The 18,330-nt window shown below is 58.3% G+C and carries 16 protein-coding genes; 7 read left to right on the top strand and 9 right to left on the bottom strand.

Annotated elements, in window-relative coordinates:
* Positions 1 to 60: 60 nt before the first annotated feature.
* From HMPREF2999_RS04595 to rsmI, 3 genes are all read right to left on the bottom strand, one after another.
* Positions 61 to 888, bottom strand: a complete 828-nt coding sequence (locus HMPREF2999_RS04595; protein ID WP_070676122.1) for a glycosyltransferase family 25 protein — start codon at positions 886 to 888, stop codon at positions 61 to 63.
* A gap of 228 nt (positions 889 to 1,116) precedes the next feature.
* On the bottom strand, positions 1,117 to 2,190 hold the full coding sequence (locus tag HMPREF2999_RS04590) for a TatD family hydrolase (RefSeq protein ID WP_070676121.1): 1,074 nt from the start codon (positions 2,188 to 2,190) through the stop codon (positions 1,117 to 1,119).
* Positions 2,191 to 2,239: 49 nt separating this feature from the next.
* Positions 2,240 to 3,178 carry a 16S rRNA (cytidine(1402)-2'-O)-methyltransferase gene (gene rsmI / locus HMPREF2999_RS04585; RefSeq protein ID WP_070676120.1) on the bottom strand — a complete coding sequence of 313 codons (939 nt, stop codon included), beginning with the start codon at positions 3,176 to 3,178 and terminating at the stop codon, positions 2,240 to 2,242.
* Positions 3,179 to 3,387: 209 nt separating this feature from the next.
* Between rsmI and HMPREF2999_RS04580 the strand changes: the two genes are divergently transcribed.
* Positions 3,388 to 5,034, top strand: a complete 1,647-nt coding sequence (locus tag HMPREF2999_RS04580) for a dolichyl-phosphate-mannose--protein mannosyltransferase (RefSeq protein WP_070676119.1) — start codon at positions 3,388 to 3,390, stop codon at positions 5,032 to 5,034.
* Between the two features lie 181 nt (positions 5,035 to 5,215).
* On the opposite strand, the gene HMPREF2999_RS04575 is transcribed toward HMPREF2999_RS04580, so the two are convergent.
* From HMPREF2999_RS04575 to HMPREF2999_RS04565, 3 genes are all read right to left on the bottom strand, one after another.
* Positions 5,216 to 6,550 (bottom strand): TIGR01906 family membrane protein, encoded by a 1,335-nt coding sequence (locus HMPREF2999_RS04575; RefSeq protein WP_070676118.1) that lies wholly within the window; start codon positions 6,548 to 6,550, stop codon positions 5,216 to 5,218.
* Between the two features lie 147 nt (positions 6,551 to 6,697).
* Positions 6,698 to 6,919: a DUF3499 family protein gene (locus tag HMPREF2999_RS04570; RefSeq protein ID WP_070676117.1), complete on the bottom strand. Its 222-nt coding sequence runs from the start codon at positions 6,917 to 6,919 to the stop codon at positions 6,698 to 6,700.
* 20 nt (positions 6,920 to 6,939) lie between these two features.
* A complete protein-coding gene (locus tag HMPREF2999_RS04565) occupies positions 6,940 to 7,356 on the bottom strand; it encodes a WhiB family transcriptional regulator (RefSeq protein ID WP_049327922.1) in 417 nt (138 codons plus the stop codon).
* 652 nt (positions 7,357 to 8,008) lie between these two features.
* On the opposite strand from HMPREF2999_RS04565, the gene HMPREF2999_RS04560 reads away from it, so the two are divergent.
* Complete coding sequence (locus tag HMPREF2999_RS04560; RefSeq protein ID WP_070676116.1) at positions 8,009 to 8,809, top strand: TIGR03089 family protein; 801 nt, start codon at positions 8,009 to 8,011, stop codon at positions 8,807 to 8,809.
* 170 nt (positions 8,810 to 8,979) lie between these two features.
* Here the strand turns inward: HMPREF2999_RS04560 and HMPREF2999_RS04555 are convergent, their stop codons facing one another.
* Positions 8,980 to 9,597 carry a GtrA family protein gene (locus tag HMPREF2999_RS04555; RefSeq protein ID WP_005506878.1) on the bottom strand — a complete coding sequence of 206 codons (618 nt, stop codon included), beginning with the start codon at positions 9,595 to 9,597 and terminating at the stop codon, positions 8,980 to 8,982.
* A gap of 342 nt (positions 9,598 to 9,939) precedes the next feature.
* Here HMPREF2999_RS04555 and HMPREF2999_RS04550 point away from each other — a divergent pair, with 342 nt between their 5' ends.
* From HMPREF2999_RS04550 to HMPREF2999_RS04540, 3 genes are all read left to right on the top strand, one after another.
* Positions 9,940 to 11,130 carry a 5-(carboxyamino)imidazole ribonucleotide synthase gene (locus HMPREF2999_RS04550; RefSeq protein ID WP_070676115.1) on the top strand — a complete coding sequence of 397 codons (1,191 nt, stop codon included), beginning with the start codon at positions 9,940 to 9,942 and terminating at the stop codon, positions 11,128 to 11,130.
* Positions 11,131 to 11,229: 99 nt separating this feature from the next.
* Positions 11,230 to 11,868: a 5-(carboxyamino)imidazole ribonucleotide mutase gene (gene purE, locus HMPREF2999_RS04545; protein ID WP_070676114.1), complete on the top strand. Its 639-nt coding sequence runs from the start codon at positions 11,230 to 11,232 to the stop codon at positions 11,866 to 11,868.
* A 19-nt stretch (positions 11,869 to 11,887) separates the two neighbouring features.
* Entirely contained in the window at positions 11,888 to 12,889 is a 1,002-nt protein-coding gene (locus HMPREF2999_RS04540) for a lipid II:glycine glycyltransferase FemX (RefSeq protein WP_070676113.1), read from the top strand.
* A 180-nt stretch (positions 12,890 to 13,069) separates the two neighbouring features.
* Here the strand turns inward: HMPREF2999_RS04540 and glpX are convergent, their stop codons facing one another.
* Positions 13,070 to 14,077, bottom strand: a complete 1,008-nt coding sequence (glpX, locus tag HMPREF2999_RS04535; protein WP_049327916.1) for a class II fructose-bisphosphatase — start codon at positions 14,075 to 14,077, stop codon at positions 13,070 to 13,072.
* A 417-nt stretch (positions 14,078 to 14,494) separates the two neighbouring features.
* Here glpX and HMPREF2999_RS04530 point away from each other — a divergent pair, with 417 nt between their 5' ends.
* Together HMPREF2999_RS04530 and HMPREF2999_RS04525 are read left to right on the top strand one after the other, a co-directional pair.
* Complete coding sequence (locus HMPREF2999_RS04530) at positions 14,495 to 15,214, top strand: carbonic anhydrase (RefSeq protein WP_005508935.1); 720 nt, start codon at positions 14,495 to 14,497, stop codon at positions 15,212 to 15,214.
* A 224-nt stretch (positions 15,215 to 15,438) separates the two neighbouring features.
* On the top strand, positions 15,439 to 16,845 hold the full coding sequence (locus tag HMPREF2999_RS04525; protein WP_049338717.1) for a class II fumarate hydratase: 1,407 nt from the start codon (positions 15,439 to 15,441) through the stop codon (positions 16,843 to 16,845).
* A 133-nt stretch (positions 16,846 to 16,978) separates the two neighbouring features.
* Here HMPREF2999_RS04525 and HMPREF2999_RS04520 read toward each other — a convergent pair whose 3' ends face one another.
* Positions 16,979 to 18,196 carry an MFS transporter gene (locus HMPREF2999_RS04520; RefSeq protein WP_070676112.1) on the bottom strand — a complete coding sequence of 406 codons (1,218 nt, stop codon included), beginning with the start codon at positions 18,194 to 18,196 and terminating at the stop codon, positions 16,979 to 16,981.
* Positions 18,197 to 18,330 lie beyond the last annotated feature (134 nt).

Raw genomic sequence — 18,330 nt, 5'->3', positions numbered from 1 at the left:
CCGTCAAAAAATCCCTCTCCACCACACATGTGACGAAGAGGGACTTCATATAGAGCTTGCTTACTTCGGTTTACCCAGGCGCTGCTTCACCTCATCAAGAGTAGCATCCAGGGCGTTCTTTGCATTCACCAAACGCATCTTCGGAGCCAACGCAATACGCACTCGATCCAGGGCGCTCGAACCCTTCTGATTCTCAGCCAGCATCTCCAGGTGGCTCTTACCGGAATCCAGAATGACGCTGCTACCCTCCCAATCGCACAGACCGGGCTGCACGAAACGCACATCCACACCCCACTGCTGGTACAGTTTGTAATCATCAGCCACGGTACCCGGGGCCTTATTCTCAAACTGCTTGAGCAGCAGCTCAGCGCCCGAACGGGAGATCAGGTACAGACCGGTGCAGCCCAGGCGGGTTGAACCGTACAGCTTGCCCATACGGTACTTGCCGTGCACAAAAGGAGACAATAGAGACAGACGAATGTAGTCCACGCGCGGGTTCATGGTTCCCGCCTTAAACGAGTACGCATCGCACAGGTTCACCAGCTGAACCTGCGGGTACTTGGTGATGATTGCGTTCACCACCGCCTCAGCGTCAGGAGAAATAAGGATGTCGTCCTCAGCAATCAGAGCCCAGTCCGCATCTGATGCGACGAAGTCCTCCCACATCTTCACGTGGCTGAGCATGCAACCGCGCTCAGCTGGGGTAGGTTCGCGGTGCCAGCGACTGCGGAAAAGTTCCACATCAAATTCGTCATCGGTCACATGATTATCACGGTTATCCACCGCAGAATACGGCACAAAGTCCTTCGCGGGCTCGCCCACCGAATAGAACGATTCAAATCGGTTCGCGCCATCCAGGCCCAGAACATACTTCAGAATCTTTGCCATAGTGTCCTCCTAAAGCACCAGCCACGGGGTGCTCAACATAAACTCTTGCAGGGATGTTTGCAGCACCAATTTTTGAACACATTATTGAAGCACCATATGTGCCTAAATAGTGCAGACCAGATCATGGCATAGCTGTTTGAGTGAGTTATTTGTAGTCGCTACAGTCTAGCACGCAGACACGCGCCGCGAGGCAACTCAGAGTAGTTATCCGCTACAAACTGTACGCGCCTACCACTGACCGTAAACCCACTCCGAATTCTCACGAATACGGCGGCAGAGTGCCTCCAGCTCCTCACCGCGGTGAGCAGCCATGAACCGCACCGTGTAATTCGTCATGTAGGACGCATTCGGGCGGCCACGGAACGGATGCGGGGTCAAGAACGGCGCATCCGTCTCAGCCAGAACCAGCTCCGGACGAGCCATCACCAACGACTCCTGAATACCCTTCGAATTCTTGAAAGTCACGGTACCGGCAAAGCTCATGTACCAGCCGCGCTCATTGCAGATCTCGGCAAGCTCCGGGCCACCCGAGTAGCAGTGGAACACGGTACGTTCCGGCGCACCCTCTTCATCCAGGATGCGCACAACGTCCTCGTGCGCGTCGCGGTCGTGAATCTGCAGCGCCAGGTTGTGCTTCTTCGCAATGCGAATATGCTCGCGGAAGCTGTAGTGCTGCGCCTCCATGCCTTCCTCACCGGTGCGGAAATAGTCCAGGCCGGTCTCGCCAATAGCGCGCACACGGTCGGCGGTGGCAAGCTCGTCGAGGGTGGCGAGCGCCGCCTCCAGCTGACCGGCTGCAGCCAGCTCGGGGGCGGTGTTGGGGTGAATCGCAATAGCGGCGAGGACACGCTCATCAGCCTGCGCGGCGGCGACCGCGTACAGGGAGGAGGGGATATCGCATCCGACCTGCACGATGGCGCCGATGCCGAGCTTCTCACCGGCGTCGAGTGCATCGCGGGCGCTGATTTCTACCTCGCCGTCGAGCAGGTCCATGTGGGTGTGGTTATCCACAATCGGGTACGGTAGCGGCTCGGGGGCGGGCGGGAAGACCAGGTTGCGGCTACGACCGTTCTCGCCGGTGGTGGAGCGGCGACGGGTTCCTTCTCCGCCTTCGGCGTCGCTGATGCCGGTGTAGAGTTCCGCCTTATAGGGTGCGGGTACTTCACCGGGCACCGGCTCCCAGCCGTTAGGCAGGGCGGTTGCCTGGAGTGCCGCGGGGGTGGGCAGGGTGTAGTTCGCCAGGGCGGCGAGGGAGTTCAGGTACTCCTGGGTGATTTCAGGACCGGGGTGGCTCTGACACATTGATAAATCCTCGGGATAAAACTGCGGGGTAAAGCTGCGGGGTGTTGGGTTATTCGGAGCGGGCTGCCAGGGCTGCCTCGTACAGGTCACGCTTGGAGGTACCGGTCTCGGCTGCGACCGCGGCGCAGGCACTCTTGAGGCGCTCGCCGCCAGCCACACGGTCGAGGACCAGCTGCACTACGTCCTGCGCTTCGGGGGTTTCGGGGGCTTGCGCACCCTCAACGATAATGACGATTTCGCCTCGGACGCGTTCGGACTCAGCCCATCCGGCAAGCTCAGCCAGGGTACCGCGTCGAACCTCTTCGTGAAGCTTAGTTAGCTCACGGCTGACCGTTCCGCGGCGGTCAGCACCGAAGATCTGCACGAAGTCTGCCAGGGTTGCGGCAGTGCGGTGCGGGGATTCGTAGAAAATCATGGTGCGCTCCTCCCCCGCCAACGATGCAAGACGGCGGGTGCGCTCGGAGCCCTTGCGGGCGAGGAAGCCTTCGAAAGTGAATCGTCCGGTGGGCAGACCTGAGAGCGCGAGCGCGGTCAACGCAGCGGAGGGGCCGGGCACCACCGTGACGGGCAGGTCGGCTTCCGCAACGGCTGCGGCGGCAACGTAGCCGGGGTCGGAGATGGTGGGCATGCCCGCATCCGAGAGCAACAGCACGCGCTGACCGTCCTGTACCGCCTGCACGATGGTTTCGCTACGTTCGGCTTCATTGTGGTCGTGGTTGACGATGACGCGACCGCGAGTGCGCACGCCAAGCCCGGAAGCGAGGGTTCGTAGCTTGCGGGTGTCTTCAACGGCGATGAGGTCTGCGGTGGCGAGGGCTGAGCGCAGTCGATCGGAGGCGTCAGCGAGGTTGCCGATGGGGGTGCCGCCGAGGATGAGCACACCACCTTCTTCTGAGGTGACGGCGGTATCAGCGGTGTCAGTCTGGGGTGCCTCGACCGTTTCTGAGGGGTCGGTGGTTTCTTCGGTGTATTCTGCGGGTGCGGTCATGGCAGGCCTCGTGTCTGTGTCTGGTCTTCGTGTACCCACTAAGTGTAACGCCCGCGCTCAATCCAGCGCCGGGTGATCTTGCCGGGTAATCTTGCCGGGTGGGGCGCAGGTTAGAGCTCTGCGTCAGGCGTAGGTTCCGGGTGCGTCATATAAGCCATTCACGGGCTGAAATGGTGCATCGTGCGTTCTGACCCTTTAGGATTGATGGGGTGAAGATACCTAAGCTACTTTCTCCCGCATCTGCCGCTCCGGTTGGTCCGGCCGATTTGCCCCGTTCTTCGTCTGAACGCGGTCGTTACGGCCTCGATTCTCTGCTGGATGCGCTCGCTGTTGCCTATATTCGTGCCCCGCGTTGGGGTTGGTTGGCGCCTGCATTGATTGTGCTGGTTGCCGGCATTCTGCGTTTTTATAATTTGGCGCATCCGAATGCCATTGTTTTTGATGAGACGTACTACGCCAAGGACGCCTACTCGTATGTGCATTATGGCTATGAGTTGAGCTGGTCGAAGGATGCTAATGCTTCCTTTGCGGCGGGTCACCCGTCGGGTCTGTTGACGGATTCGCCGGAGTATGTGGTGCATCCTCCGTTGGGTAAGTGGATGATTGCCGCGGGCATGGCAATTTTTGGTGATAATAATCCCTTTGGTTGGCGTGTTTCTGCTGCGGTGATTGGCACCCTGTCGGTGGCGTTGATTGCCTATGTTGGCTGGTTGCTGTTCCGTTCGATGACGGTGGCGACTATTGCGGCGCTTCTGGCTGCTGTGGATGGTCTGATGCTGGTGGAGTCTCGTCTGGCTCTGCTGGATATTTTCCAGATGTTCTGGATTTTGGCGACTTTTGCGTGTCTGGTGCTTGACCGTATTCAGGCGCGGCGCGTGTTGGCGCGCCATATTGCGGAGACGGCACGCCAGAATGGCGGTGTTCTTCCGCCGATGCCGTGGGGCCCGAGCATGGGTCTGCGCCTGTGGCGTTTCGCTGCCGGTGTGTGTGCTGGTGCCGCGGTGGGCGTGAAGTGGAATTCGTTGTTCTTCGTTGCGGCAATGGGTCTGCTCACGGTGTTCTGGGATATTAATGCTCGCCGTATTGTGGGCCTGGACAAGTGGGGTTTGACGGCGCTGGTGCGTGACGGCATCCCCGCGTTCTTCCAGATGATTGGTGTGGGTCTGCTGGTGTATCTGAGCACTTGGGCGGGCTGGTTCCAGTCGTCGAATGCGTATTTCCGCCGCTGGGCTGTTGAGAACCCGGGCAAGGGTGTCATGTGGCTTCCTGAGGATTTGCGTTCCTTGTGGGAGTACCATGTGTCGGCGTTTAAGTTCCATTCTGGTTTGAGTAGCCCGCATACGTATGCTTCGCAGGCGTGGCAGTGGCTGGTTTTGGGTCGCCCGACCTCGTACTACTATGAGTCGCCGAAGCTGGGTTCTTCGGGTTGTACCGTGAAGTCCTGTTCCGAGGCTATTTTGAATATCGGTAACCCGGCGATTTGGTGGGCGTTTATTCCGGCGATTATTGTGGCGCTTCTGGTCCTGCTGTTGAAGCGTGATTGGCGTTTTGGTGCGCTGCTAGTTGTGTTCGGTGCGGGCTATTTCCCGTGGTTTATGTACCCGACCCGCACGATGTTCTACTTCTACGCTCTGTCCTTTGAGCCGTTCCTGATCCTGCTGTTGGCGGGTGTTTTGGGTCTGGCGCTGTCGGGTGCTCGCGGTTCGGTGTTGCGTGCCCGTTTGGGCGTGACGCTGGTGGCGATTTACCTGGTGGGTGTGCTCATGTTGAGTGCGTACTTTATGCCGCTGTGGACTGCTCAGGTGATTCCGTATGAGCAGTGGTATTCGCACATGTGGTTTAAGTCCTGGATTTAGGCTCAGGTTTTAGGCTGGGGTTTTAGACCTGGTTGTAGGCTCGGGTATAGTCCTGGGTTCAGGCGCGAGCGATACGAGCTTAGGTATAGCGAAGGGGGCTGGGTTCTACCGTGTGGTAGAGCCCAGCCCCCTTTGTTGTGCCCTTTCCGCGCTGGTTTGCACGGGGAAGTGGCTGATGATTTTAGTTGTCACCGACTCGTGCGGAGGCGAGCTTGACGCGCAGTTCCTGGCGTTCCTGGCGGCGGCGTTCTGCCTTGAGCTTGCGGTATTTGGTGGGCCAGGTGGTCACGAGCAGGAGCGTAATCTGCGCTGCTACGAGGACCGCTACGGCGATTGCAGCGTCGATCCAGAATTGCGGCGGGTAGAGGCGGATCAGGGAGCTTCGTACGGAGAATTCCCAGTTGCCCTGCGGGAAGAACACCTGGTGGAAGGTGGTGAACAGCCATTCCCAACCGAAGACGCCCACAACGCCGAGCACCGCGATGAGTCCCAGGGTAATCCATGCGCCACAGAAGAGGCTGCGGCGGATGGTTCCGGGGGAGCGCTCGCGCAGGGAGATGCTGCTGAAGAGCGTCAGTAGGAAGAGTGCGGCAACGGCTACGGTGGCGATGAGCAGTACCCATTTCACGTCGTGCATGTGGTTCACTTCTGCTTCGGTGAAGGCGAGGGTGTTGTCGGCGCCGGTGGTGACGCGGGCAAGGTATTCTCGCGGGGCGAAGTTGTTGATGTAATCCACGCCGTAGGAACCCAGGCGCATCCTCTCGACGAGGTAGTAGCCATAGCTGTCTTCGGGGAATCCGGGACGGTGGTATTCGAGCCAGAGGAAGGGCGCGGAAGCAACAGCGCGAATCGCAATCATGAGTACGGTCAGCGGTACGGTGAGCGCGATGAGGGTTGCGCGGAGCTTAAGGAAGCGCGGGGTGTCTTCCACGGCGTCTTCGCGGGCTGCGGCGCGTTCTGCAGCTTCGGGCGAGGCTGCCAGGGAAGACAGCGGCGCGTTGGGGTCCGCGACCGCGTGGGTGTGACCGGTGCGGGTGGTTTCGGTGCGGTACTTGCGTCCGGCGGTGGAGGCGCTTGCCGCCTCCGCGGTAGCGACGGGTTCTGCTTCAGCCGCATTTTCGGCTTCTGCTGCTGCAGCTGCTTCTGCTTCGGCTGCCCTCTGCATGGTTTCGCGGTTGAGGTCGCTGAGCGTCGGATTTTTGGGGGTGCTCTGCGAGTCGCGCACGAGGGGCACGAAGCCGGTGGAGACGTTGGTGCGGGTGCGTACGCGGGTGCCGACGCCCTGTTCGCGGAGTTTGCTGCGTGCGGGGACGACGGGTACGGAGCCGGTAGGCAGGTCGGGTTCTTCGGCGACGGTGGGTACGTCTGCTGCGATGCGTCCGAAGGCGCCGGTGTGCGGTGCCGGTTCGCTGGTCACGGTCTCTGCTCGGCGAGCTTTGAGGAGTTCTTCGGCGCTATTTCGGCGGATGGCCGGGCGCAGTGCGCCCCACATTCCTCGGTGTGTTTCTTTGCTCATGGATCTCGCGTTCTTTTCGAGTGAATGGTGTTTGAGTGAGTTGCGGGTATCTGTACTATCTGCCAGTTTCTCATACGCAAAGAACCTTCCGCATGAATTCGCGGAAGGTTCTTTGCATTCGGGTGTTTAAATTCTTGGGTTTGAATTCTAGGATTCGGTGGTGTCCTGAACGGGTACCTTGTAGACCACTCGCCAACCCTGCGGTGCCGTCAGCCGTGCGGCGTGGTCGTCGCAGAGGTCGTAGGCGTGGGGTTCGCGGAATTCAGAGAGTGCGTCAATGATTGCCGTGGAGTCTGCATAGGAGTAGTGGAGAGTAACAGTCGCCTCTCGCTGGCAGGTTTGGCGGGAGCACAGTCGTGCGGTCTGCATGTGGATGGTACCTTCCTGGCTTAGCTCGCCTGCTTGCGCAGTCGGCGGCGTTCACGTTCTGACAGCCCGCCCCAGATTCCGAAGCGCTCGTCATTGTCCATTGCATATTGTAGACATTCTTCGCGCACGGGGCATACACCGCATACCCTTTTGGCGTCTCGGGTGGAGCCGCCCTTCTCGGGGAAGAAGGCTTCAGGATCGGTTTGGGCGCAGAGTGCTTCAGCTTGCCAGGCGAGTTCTCCGTCTTCGCCTTCGGTTCCGTAGAGTCCTGCCGCTGCGGTCCATACGTCGGTGCAGGCAGGCATGTTTCGTTCTGCGTCTGCGAGAAAGGCGTCGGCGGCTTTTTCGAGAGAATGAGTGGGATTCATGCTACGGTGCTGAGCGCCTGATGCGCGCGCGGCCGCGATGGAGCGGTCCGATGCAATGTAGGAGCCCATGGGTTTTCCTTCCGTGTTCTCATTGTGAGCTTAATGAGTCTGCGGATCCGTCGTGGACGGAATCTTAGTGTGTATGGTGTGGCATGGTTCGCTTTGGCCTCTACGGTCCCTTCCAGAGCAAACACGCTTATATATCTATTAGACGTGCGACACGCCGTTTCGTCAAACTAGACTTAAACAATATTTAGATGTATGTGTTAGGGGCGTCATATTTAATGTAAATTTGACCTTTATACATTTTCGCACGCACCACTTGCCCTCGCTCACATCTAAGGGGCACCCTAAGTTTCCCCTTCTCCAGGACTAGTTTCCACCGCCTGCAAATTCCGCATCCTGACTGCAAATATAAGGGCTTACGGCGACCGCCCCACCCACCCAACCTCGAACACAGGGGGAGAATCTAATAATTAGATAAGAAAAACTTATCTTTTCTCCATGCAGTTTCTGAATATTTTTTCGAGGAATTGCGAAGCATTTACATTTCCAATTTATATTTATGCCATATTCCAAAATGAGGCTTTAGGACTGTCAAACATTTTGAACCATTAGGTTTTTAGGGCACCCTTAGGCGTTTTTACTTTAACTTTGCATCTTTTAGCACCGCGCACATTCTCCCTGACCTCTCCATCCCCGGTGCGGTAGAGTGAAACCCATGGTTACTCTCTCCCCCACCGGCGCATCCGTGCCTACAACTCTGAACCGCTTTTTTGAGAAGCTCAGCAGCCAGCAGACCCCCGCCCTCATCTGGTACTCAGCAAACGGCGAGCGCATTGAGCTCTCCGGCAGGGTCCTCATGAACTGGATTGATAAGAGCGCAAACCTGCTGGTTGAAGAATGCGAGCTGGAGCCCGGCGAGGGTTTTGACTTTCAAGCGCCTCTGCACTGGCGCACTATTGTTCTGGGCCTGGCGGCGTTGCGAGTTGGTGCGCTACTGCACCAGGATGAGCCGCTGGTTGCCGCGGTCTGCACCGAACAGGAGGCGGGCTACACGAATGACCCCGCGTACCTTCTGGCGGTGGATCGTGCCCCGCTGGCGCTTTCCTACACCGGCGATCTGCAGGCGCTGTCTTCCCACGCTGATGAGGTACTCGATTATTGCGCGCTGGTGCGTAGCTTTGGCGACCAGTACTCCGGCATGCTCCCCGATGACTCGGCAGAGGTGCTTGAGGGCTTCACCTACGCGGAGGCGTACGAGCAGGCGCTTGCACAGGCACAGACCTACCGCACGGCGGGTTATGCACTGCCTTCGGGCCAGCGTGCGCTCGCGCTGGAGTTGAGCCCCGACTACGGTTTTGACGCGTCGGAGGCGACCCTGAGCGCCCTGTTGGAGGTGCTGGCAATTCTGCTCTCCGGGCATGCGGTGTTTGTGGCTGACCCGAGTGTGGACTGGCAGGATGGGCAGCTGGGGTCTTTGATGGTTGCCGAGCGTGCGGTGGAGATTCCCCGCGCATAGCGCCCCTCCCCTTCAGCACCCGTGGCGCCCCTCCCCTAGCGAACAAAGAGCCGCACGGAACGTTAACAACCACACGGAGCTTTAAACGATTCATCCCCCGATACCGTTCGTATCGGGGGATGAATCGTTATATCAAGTTCTAACTAGGCTGCTTCTACATTCTGAGGAGCTTAGGAGTTCTGCGAGCCTGGCTTCGACTGTGCCTCAGGTGCAGTTGCTTCAGAGGTTGCCTTACGTGCTGCAGGTTCTTCACCGTCAAGAATCGCGGCGGCTTCATCAAACATACGGCCGAGCTCCTCGTGGTCGGTACCTTCGCCCTCTTCAACCTTCTGGCGGTGCGAACCGTACACCCAGAAGCGGTAGAGGAAGTAGCGAAGAATGGTGCCCAGAATGGTACCGATGATCGTACCGGAGATGAAGGACGCCTCGGGGGTGCGCAGGTTCAGCACGTAGGTGCTGAATGCCACACAGCCTGCTTCAACGAGAATACCGAGCAGGTTGACCAGGCCGAATTCGACCGCTTCACGCTTCCAGTTTTCGGAGCGGGAGTCGCGGAAGGTCCACAGGCGGTTCATGAGCCAGGAGAAGATAGTTGCGACAATACTTGCAACGACCTTCGCCTTGGTGTGGGACTCCGACATGATGGTCATCATCAGCACCCACACCGTCACAGAGTTCACGATGAAGGCTGCGCCGCCCACGGTACCGAATTTGAGAACCTCAATACCGTAGCTGTCCCAGAGGGATTTCAAGCGTTCGGTGAGGGTCGGTTTCGTCTGTGCGCTCATGCGGGACCTATCTAGCGGAGATTTATCGGGAAAAAGGGAAGATTGGCGCCGGTTGGCGTTGGTAACGCAATGTCCGACGGTTGTTTCAGCCTCTTTTACAAGCTCTTATATGTTAATACAGTCCCGGTTGGTTGTTTGTACCTTTGAGAGTTTTTCCACGGACCTCCCAGCTAACGAGACATTCCCTTTCATCTCACGTTGACTGGGCAGAAGGCACGTTTTGATGGCTTTCACCCGTATCAAAGCCCACATATTGGGCTCTGCATCCCCTTTGAACTTATTCTGTGACCTTAATGTGGTCTTGCTCCCACAGGCTCTCCGAACCCGGTACACTTAGGTGATGTGACTTACCCTGTGACTGGACCCGTAATTGGCGTCATCGGCGGAGGCCAGCTGGCCCGCATGATGGCTCCCGCAGCAACTAACCTTGGCCTGAACCTGCAGATTCTCGCGGAGGCGCCCACCGTTGGCGCCGTGGCAGCGGTACGTACCGCACCCGTCGGGGACTACAAGGACCTAGACACCCTCCGTGAATTTGCTCGCGGCAAGGATGTCATCACTTTCGACCATGAGCATGTGCCCACTGAATTTCTGCGCACCCTCATGGCGGAGGGCGTGAATGTTCAGCCCCGTCCCGAAGCTCTCCAGTACGCTCAGGACAAGCTCCTGATGCGCGCCGCTATTGAGCGTCTGGGCCTGCCGAACCCCCGCTGGGCTAAGGTTTCTACCCTGGACGAACTACTCGCCTTCGGCGATGAAATCGGCTGGCCCGTGGTGCTGAAGACCCCGCGCGGCGGCTACGACGGCAAGGGCGTACTCGTCCTGGATTCCCCCGAGGAGGCTCGCGAGCGCAGCGCCGAATGGTTCGAGCAGCTGCCTTCCCGCACTGATTTCTCCGCCCTACTTGCCGAGGAGAAGGTACCCTTCACCCGTGAGCTCTCCGCTCTAGTGGCTCGCCGTGAAAGCGGCGAAGTGCGCCCCTGGCCGGTCGTTGAGACAATCCAGGTGAACTCCATCTGTGATGAGGTTATTGCACCCGCGCAGGACCTGGACCCCGAGATCGCTGAGGCTGCCGCCTCCGCCGCCGTGACTATTGCCTCTGAGCTGGGCGTCACCGGTGTAATGGCAGCTGAGCTTTTCGAGGTTCCCGGCTCCCCCGCCGGCTTCTACATCAACGAGCTGGCGATGCGCCCGCACAACACCGGCCACTGGACTCAGGATGGCTCGGTGACCAGCCAGTTTGAGCAGCATCTGCGTGCTGTGCTGGATCTGCCGTTGGGTGACACTTCCGTGTTGGAGGGTGTTGCCGTGATGAAGAACTATCTGGGCGGCGAGAACGAAGACATTTTCGGTGTCTACCCGCTGGCGCTTTCGGCTGAACCGCGCGCAAAGATCCACTTCTACGGCAAGGAAACCCGCCCGGGCCGCAAGATTGGTCACGTGAATATTACTGGCACGGTGGCTGAGCTTGAGGCACTGCGCCACAGCGCCGCGAATGCCGCCTCCATTTTGCGTGACGGCCGCCCCCTGTAGCCCTATTTTTAGCCGGTGCGTGGGGTGAGAGTATCCTGCGTATCCGACACACCCTATTGATGGTGGTTCGCCACCGCATCCTGAAAGGATATGAGGATTATGTCTCAGTCTCCCTATAATTCTTCCCAGCCCATTGTTGGCATTGTGATGGGTTCGGATTCGGATTGGTCGGTCATGGAGGCCGCAGCCGAGGTTCTGGACGAGTTCGGCATCCCTTACGAGGCTGATGTTGTTTCTGCACACCGCATGCCCGAGGACATGATTGAGTACGGCAAGAAGGCTCACAGCCGCGGTATTCGCGTGATTATTGCCGGTGCCGGCGGTGCCGCTCATCTGCCCGGTATGCTCGCTTCCGTCACTGCTCTGCCTGTGATTGGTGTTCCGGTGCGTCTGAAGAACCTCGAGGGCATGGACTCGCTGCTGTCGATTGTTCAGATGCCCGCCGGTGTTCCGGTAGCTACCGTCTCTATTAACGGTGCTCGCAATGCGGGTCTGCTGGCTCTGCGTATTCTGGGTTCGGGCACCGATGCGTTTGCTCAGCAGGTTCACGCTGATTTGCGTCAGTTCTCTCAGAATCTGCGCCAGACCGCGATGGATAAGGGAGCCGCTCTGCGCACCCGCGTTGCCGAGGCCAAGTCCAAGGCAGCGGCCGAGCGTGAGGCTGAGGAAAGCTCCTCCGCACCCCGCCCCGTTTCTGCTCCCGAGGCTTCGTCGGAGCCCCAGGCTTACGTTCCCTAAGCTCGGATACACTAGAAGGATGAGCAATATTCTTCAGTCCGATATTTGGGCACGTTTTCAGGAATCTAATGGTCACACCGTAATTCGTAAGAGCGGTAACGGCTGGTCGTACCTTGCAACCGTTGAGGGCGGCGCTACCGGCCGCTACCTGTACAGCCCGTACGGACCGGTCGCCTCCAGCGCTGTGGCTTTTGATGAGGCTCTCGCGTCGTTGAAGGAAGAAGCTGCGAAGCATCGTTGCCTGTTTGTGCGCATTGAGCCCACTGAATCCGCTATTTGGGGTAATCAGGATGCGGCTGCTTTCTTGGCTCATCGCGGTGCGGTTCTGGCTCCTCGCCAGGTGCAGCCTTCGCACACTCAGATTATTGATCTTTCGGGCACCGAGGACGAAATCCTCAAGGGAATGAGCTCCAGTTACCGTAATCGTCATCGTAATATCCACAAAAAGGGCGTGACCATTGAGGTGTCGACCAATCCCTCGGATATGACGATTCTCTTCGGCTTCCTCGAGGAAACCGCGGACCGTAACGGTTTTAACCGTCAGCACGACGACTACCTGATGCAGGTTGCTCGCGTGCTGATGCCCGCCGGTGCGGCGTCCCTGTACATTGCGAAGCTGACCGATGAGAACGGTGAGAGCACCCCGATTGCGGCGGCGTTTGTGTACGATTCGGATGACACCCGCACCTACGCGCATGCAGCGGCTTCTTTTGAGCATCGCCGCCTGTCCGCGGGTATTCCGGTGGTGACGAACTTTATCCTGGACGCTAAGCGTAAGGGTCTGAAGTACGTTGACCTCTTCGGTATTGCGCCGGAGGATCAGCCGGACCACGAGTGGGCTGGTTTCACGAAGTTCAAGAAGTCCTTCGGTGGCGAGTCTGTGGAGTACCCGGGTACCTGGGATGTTCCGGTAACTTCGTTGGGTTACCGCGCCTACACCCTGGCGTACAAGGCTCGTCCGGCGGTTCGCGATGCAGTGTCGAAGGCGCAGGAGAAGCTGCGTTCCCTGCGTTCGCGCTAACGGGTTCAGGCGCACCGCTACTGGGGCGTATCCTGAGAACTAAAAGCTAAATATACGAGGGAGCCGCCCTCACCGAGTTCTTCGGTGGGGGCGGCTCCCTGTGTATGTATGTGCAATGTTTGAGGAGTCTTAGCGAGACTCCTCAGCCCTTGCGGGGCGAAGATTACTGCCCTTCGAAGATTACTGCTCTTCGGGGCTCTTGGTGTGAGAGAGAATCTCGCGCAGGCGGGAGAGGCGGTGCTCTGCCTCAACAGTACGCACGGTGCCCGAGGAGGAACGCATAACCAGCGACTGGGTGGTCACAACGTTCTTGCTATAGCGAACGCCGCGTAGCAGCTTACCGTCGGTGATACCGGTTGCGGCGAAGAAGCAGTTGTCGCTGGTGACCAGGTCGTTGGTGGTCAGCACGCGGTCGAGGTCGTGGCCGGCTTCCAATGCCTTTTCACGCTCTGCCTCGTCGGTCGGTGCCAGGCGGCCCTGGATAACGCCACCGGTTGCCTTGATAGCGCACGCTGCGACAACGCCTTCGGGGGTGCCGCCGGTGCCGAGCATGAGGTCCACGCCGGTGTTTTCGCGGCAGGCTGCGATAGCGCCGGCGACGTCACCGTCGAGGATGATGCGGGTACGGGCACCTGCCTCGCGAATCTCCTGAATCAGCTTGGCGTGGCGGGGGCGGTCCAGCACGCATACGGTCAGCTCGCTGACCTTCTTGCCCTTAGCCTTAGCGACCAGGTGCAGGTTCTGCTTGACGGGCAGGCGCAGGTCCACGAACTCTGCGGCTTCGGGGCCGGTGACCAGCTTCTCCATGTAGAACACTGCGGAAGGGTCGAACATGGTGCCGCCGTCTGCCACAGCAATCACGGAGAGGGCGTTGTCCATGCCGAGTGCGGTCAGGCGGGTACCGTCGATGGGGTCAACCGCCACGTCGAGGGAGGGACCGGAGCCGTCGCCGACGTTCTCGCCGTTGTACAGCATGGGAGCCTTGTCCTTCTCGCCTTCACCGATGACAACGGTGCCGTTGAAGTTGACGGTGGAGAGGCGGTAACGCATTGCGTCTACGGCTGCACCATCTGCGAGGTTCTTTTCGCCTGCGCCGACCCAGGGGCCTGCAGCAATTGCTGCAGCTTCAGTCGCGCGGACCAGTTCCATTGCGAGGTTGCGATCGCCGTGGTTGTTGTTCGTAGTCATAGACTCACCTTCGAGATTTCTGAATACACCGTCGGCTGGCTGGTTCTTTCCAGCACGAAGTCGCCGACGCAGTAGTGCTCCTTTCAGGATAGCGCGCGGGCGCTTCGTTTTTCTTGTTCTGAACGAGTTTGCGTGCGTGTTGACTTTAAGGTGCGCAGATGCGGCAAATTGGTGAGGGCTGCGTCTCCCTTCGACACTTCATACGCTCTGAGGTGCTGATTTTGGGTGTTGTGAAGGCGCGCCAAACTAGCTATTTTTCGCATATTTAAGGCATATTTGAGGTAGGTTCTTTCTCCGGGAGGCTCCCGGCGAGAAACTCAGCTTCAGCGCAAGCGCCTGAAGCCCCACATACCCGTTCGCAGATTCGCTGGCTCCGACGGCACGCGTTATCTGTATTTGTCCGCTAAGGAGCATCACATGGCTGGCATCCAACCGACTCCCGCAGAAGCATGGAAGCGTCTGAAGGACGGTAACCGCCGTTTTGTTGAGGGTAGCAATGAGCACCCCAACCAGGACACGATTCGCCGTACCGACCTGGCATCGGGTCAGTTCCCGTTCGCCTCGATTTTCGGTTGCGGTGACTCTCGCCTCGCGGCAGAGATTATTTTTGATCTGGGCCTGGGCGACGCGTTCGTGGTGCGTACCGCCGGTCATGTGCTGGAGAATGCCGCGCTCGGTTCGTTGGAGTACGCGGTTGATGAGTTTGAGACCCCTATCGTGATGGTTCTCGGTCACGACTCCTGCGGTGCTGTGACTGCGGCCAGCAAGTCCCTGGAGTCCGGTGAGATGCCGCACGGCTTCATCCGTAACCTGGTGCAGCACATCCTGCCTTCGGTGATGTCCCCGAAGCTGCCGGAGAACCCGGTCGTCAACGACATGGTGCGTGAGCACACCCGCCAGACCGCCATCCGAATTATTGAGCAGTCCCACATCATTTCGGATGCGGTGGTTGAGGGCAAGGTCGCCGTGATTGGTGTCTTCTACCATCTGAAGGAGGGTAAGGCGGAGCTGGTGTTCAGCTCGCAGGACCTGACCCTGCCGGAGGAGAAGAACGACGCGCAGAACCCGCCGACTCAGACGCTTCCGGTGGTCGTGAAGACTCCCCCGCGCGTTGTGGTTGCTGAGAACCTGGACTAGGTTTCCTCTTCTCCGCTTATTACGAGCCTTAGCGCGAGAACCCACATGCTCGCACTTAACAACAGATTTTTCTATGGGATACCCCCGCCACGGTAGCGTGTTCGCACATCTACCGGGGCGGGGTTTTTACACGCCTTCTCACGCCTCAAAATTTATGAGCGTTTTTCCTCTTTTGACACCTTTTCGAGGCGACGTAAGCCACTTTGAACGCCTATCCTAGAGATATGGCTGAAAACATTGAATACCGCATTGAACATGACACCATGGGCGAAGTTCGCGTTCCGGCTGATGCACTCTACCGTGCACAGACTCAGCGCGCAGTCGAGAACTTCCCGATTTCGGGTCAGACCCTCGAATCCGCCCATATTCGTGCGCTTGCCCTCGTGAAGAAGGCAGCCGCGACCGCCAATGAGGAACTCAAGGTGCTCGACGCTGAGCGCGCCCAGGCTATCCGCGACGCAGCGGATCTGGTAGCAACCGGTAAGTACGACGCCCACTTCCCCATTGACGTCTTCCAGACCGGTTCCGGTACCTCCTCGAACATGAACGCGAACGAGGTTCTGGCAACCCTGGCAACCCGTTCCCTGGAGTCCAAGGGCATTGAGGTTCACCCCAATGACCACGTGAACGCTTCCCAGTCCTCCAACGACGTCTTCCCCACCTCCGTGCACGTTGCTGTGACCGAGGCTCTGGTGAAGGACCTGATTCCCGCTCTCGAGGTGCTCGCTGAGTCCCTGGAGCGCAAGTCTGCAGAGTTCAAGGACGTTGTGAAGTCCGGTCGTACCCACCTGATGGACGCAACCCCCATCACCCTGGGCCAGGAGTTCTCCGGCTACGCCGCAACCGTGCGTTACGGCATTGAGCGTGTGAACGCTTCCCTGCCCCGCGTGGCTGAGGTTCCCCTAGGCGGTACCGCTGTGGGTACCGGCATTAACACCCCGGACGGCTTCTCCGCTCGCGTGATTGAGCTGCTCGCTGAGGAGACCGGCCTGCCCCTGACCGAGGCTCGTAACCACTTCGAGGCTCAGGCTAACCGCGACGGCCTGATTGAGGTTTCCGGTCAGCTGCGCACCCTGGCGTACGGCCTGATGAAGATCAGCAACGACATCCGCTGGATGGGTTCGGGCCCGAACACCGGTCTGGGCGAGCTGCACATCCCCGATCTGCAGCCCGGCTCCTCGATTATGCCCGGTAAGGTCAACCCCGTGATTTGTGAGGCTACCATCATGGTTGCCGCTCAGGTCATCGGTAATGACGCAACCATTGCTCTGTCTTCCACTAACGGCGCGTTTGAGCTGAACGTGGGTATTCCGGTGATGGCTGCTAACCTGCTGCAGTCGATTCGCCTGCTCGCTAATGTTTCTCGCGTTTCGGCTGAGAAGATGATTGACGGTCTGACCGCTAATGTTGACCGTTGCCGCTTCCTGGCTGAGGCTTCGCCGTCGACCGTGACCCCGCTGAACAAGCTGATTGGTTACGAGGCTGCTGCGAAGATTGCTAAGTACTCGGTGGCTCACAAGGTGACTGTCCGTGAGGCAGTTGTGGCTCTGGGCTATGTGGAGCGCGGCGAAGTGACTGAGGAGCAGCTGGATGCTGCTCTGGACGTCACCAAGATGCTGGGCAACTTCTAATCTCACTCGCTTGAACCTCGCCTGAGGTTCGCGGCTTAACCAAAGAGGGAGGGGCGACTCGCCATGACGGCGGGTCGCCCCTCCTTCTGTCTGTGTTCTCTGCCCCCGTCATTGAGTTGGCAGCAGGCTCTCACTATTGTTCAACGATATTGAACACTTTGAACTGTTTATAGTGGACCAGCGTGTAGATGAGGCAGAGTACAGCCGGGACACTGACGACAAGCGCAGCGTTGAAGGAGCCGAGATGATCGAGCATCAGTGCTACCGCGCCCATGGAGTACAGCGTTCCTAATCCAAACACGGCACCGTCAAGGGAGCTGGCACGCCCCAGTAGCTCATTCGGTGTAATGCAGTCACGCAGATTGTTGGAGAAGATGAAAGCTGATGCCCATCCTACGTCCAGAATGAAGAGCAGGGCGCCGAGCACTACGGGGTTATTGCTGATGGTGACCAGCGGTATTCCGAGCAGGGATACGACGTTGGCGACCAGCAGCATTCCTCGTGTGTTCTCGAAAGAGAGGAAACGATCGATGATGAGCGCCGCGACGATACCACCGATACCACTGCAGGCCATAATCATGCCTACCACTGAGGCTTCAAAAGTGAGTTCCTCGTATAGGCGGTAAATAATGATGAGTGAGTACGATGCCGTAGCTGCCGCCAAGAAGAACGTGTAGACAAGGATAAGTCTCTGCGGGGCGCCGGAGAACATGTATTGGATACCGTCAAACATTCGGTGAATAAACCCATGTTGTGCGGTTTCGCGTTGCTCAGTTTTAGTTTCCATCTCTACGGATGGCAACGTTGCGTATGAAATAGTTGCCGCCCCGAAAAGGAGCACCGGGACGATAAGACCGACCGTTGCGCCCGCGACAAGAACAATAAATCCTGCTGTAGGGGGCGCAATGATTGCGGATATTCCCTCGCAAATTTCACGACGTGCGTTGTACGAAAGAAGGTTTTCTCGTCCGAGAAGCTGCGGGATATATCCTGCTTCTGAGGCAGCAGCCAGCTCGGAGAAGACACCGCTCACAAATCCTAGTGCGGCGATGGCGAACCATGACAGCATATGCTGCTCAATCATCAACGCCAAGGTAAGGATGCTGAGGATGTTTACTGCCCCGGCAATCACGATCATAGGTTTTCGAGGCAGACTATCCGATAGGGTTGCTAGCGGATATGCCAAGGCGATATTGGGGATTTGCATGGCTACCGCCATCACGCCGGCCAGCCCAATTTCGCCTGTACTAGCGAGAATCGCAATGGGTAGGGCGAAGGAATATATTCCTGTACCTACCAGAGAGCCGATAAGGGCTACGTAGATTCTCCAGGGTATTTTGTGTGTTGTCATGCTTTACTCCTTCCAGGACGCATCAAAATAGCGACCAAGAATTGCGATGAACACAATGAGCCTAGTTCACAGAAAAATGGCATGCCTTAAAGATTTATAGGCAGAGTAAAAGGAAAGCGACTACGCTCACCAGA

This window comes from Rothia sp. HMSC066H02 (genome assembly GCF_001814995.1).
Classification (GTDB): Bacteria; Actinomycetota; Actinomycetes; order Actinomycetales; family Micrococcaceae; genus Rothia; species Rothia mucilaginosa.
This window is presented reverse-complemented; position numbering and strand designations above follow the sequence as displayed.

What these genes read in the sequence shown, in the direction of transcription:
- HMPREF2999_RS04595 (WP_070676122.1), bottom strand. Translation starts at nt 888, where the DNA reads ATGGCAAAGATTCTGAAGTATGTTCTGGGCCTGGATGGCGCGAACCGA.
- HMPREF2999_RS04590 (WP_070676121.1), bottom strand. Translation starts at nt 2,190, where the DNA reads ATGTGTCAGAGCCACCCCGGTCCTGAAATCACCCAGGAGTACCTGAAC.
- rsmI (WP_070676120.1), bottom strand. Translation starts at nt 3,178, where the DNA reads ATGACCGCACCCGCAGAATACACCGAAGAAACCACCGACCCCTCAGAA.
- HMPREF2999_RS04575 (WP_070676118.1), bottom strand. Translation starts at nt 6,550, where the DNA reads ATGAGCAAAGAAACACACCGAGGAATGTGGGGCGCACTGCGCCCGGCC.
- HMPREF2999_RS04570 (WP_070676117.1), bottom strand. Translation starts at nt 6,919, where the DNA reads ATGCAGACCGCACGACTGTGCTCCCGCCAAACCTGCCAGCGAGAGGCG.
- HMPREF2999_RS04565 (WP_049327922.1), bottom strand. Translation starts at nt 7,356, where the DNA reads ATGGGCTCCTACATTGCATCGGACCGCTCCATCGCGGCCGCGCGCGCA.
- HMPREF2999_RS04560 (WP_070676116.1), top strand. Translation starts at nt 8,009, where the DNA reads ATGGTTACTCTCTCCCCCACCGGCGCATCCGTGCCTACAACTCTGAAC.
- HMPREF2999_RS04555 (WP_005506878.1), bottom strand. Translation starts at nt 9,597, where the DNA reads ATGAGCGCACAGACGAAACCGACCCTCACCGAACGCTTGAAATCCCTC.
- purE (WP_070676114.1), top strand. Translation starts at nt 11,230, where the DNA reads ATGTCTCAGTCTCCCTATAATTCTTCCCAGCCCATTGTTGGCATTGTG.
- HMPREF2999_RS04540 (WP_070676113.1), top strand. Translation starts at nt 11,888, where the DNA reads ATGAGCAATATTCTTCAGTCCGATATTTGGGCACGTTTTCAGGAATCT.
- glpX (WP_049327916.1), bottom strand. Translation starts at nt 14,077, where the DNA reads ATGACTACGAACAACAACCACGGCGATCGCAACCTCGCAATGGAACTG.
- HMPREF2999_RS04530 (WP_005508935.1), top strand. Translation starts at nt 14,495, where the DNA reads ATGGCTGGCATCCAACCGACTCCCGCAGAAGCATGGAAGCGTCTGAAG.
- HMPREF2999_RS04525 (WP_049338717.1), top strand. Translation starts at nt 15,439, where the DNA reads ATGGCTGAAAACATTGAATACCGCATTGAACATGACACCATGGGCGAA.
- HMPREF2999_RS04520 (WP_070676112.1), bottom strand. Translation starts at nt 18,196, where the DNA reads ATGACAACACACAAAATACCCTGGAGAATCTACGTAGCCCTTATCGGC.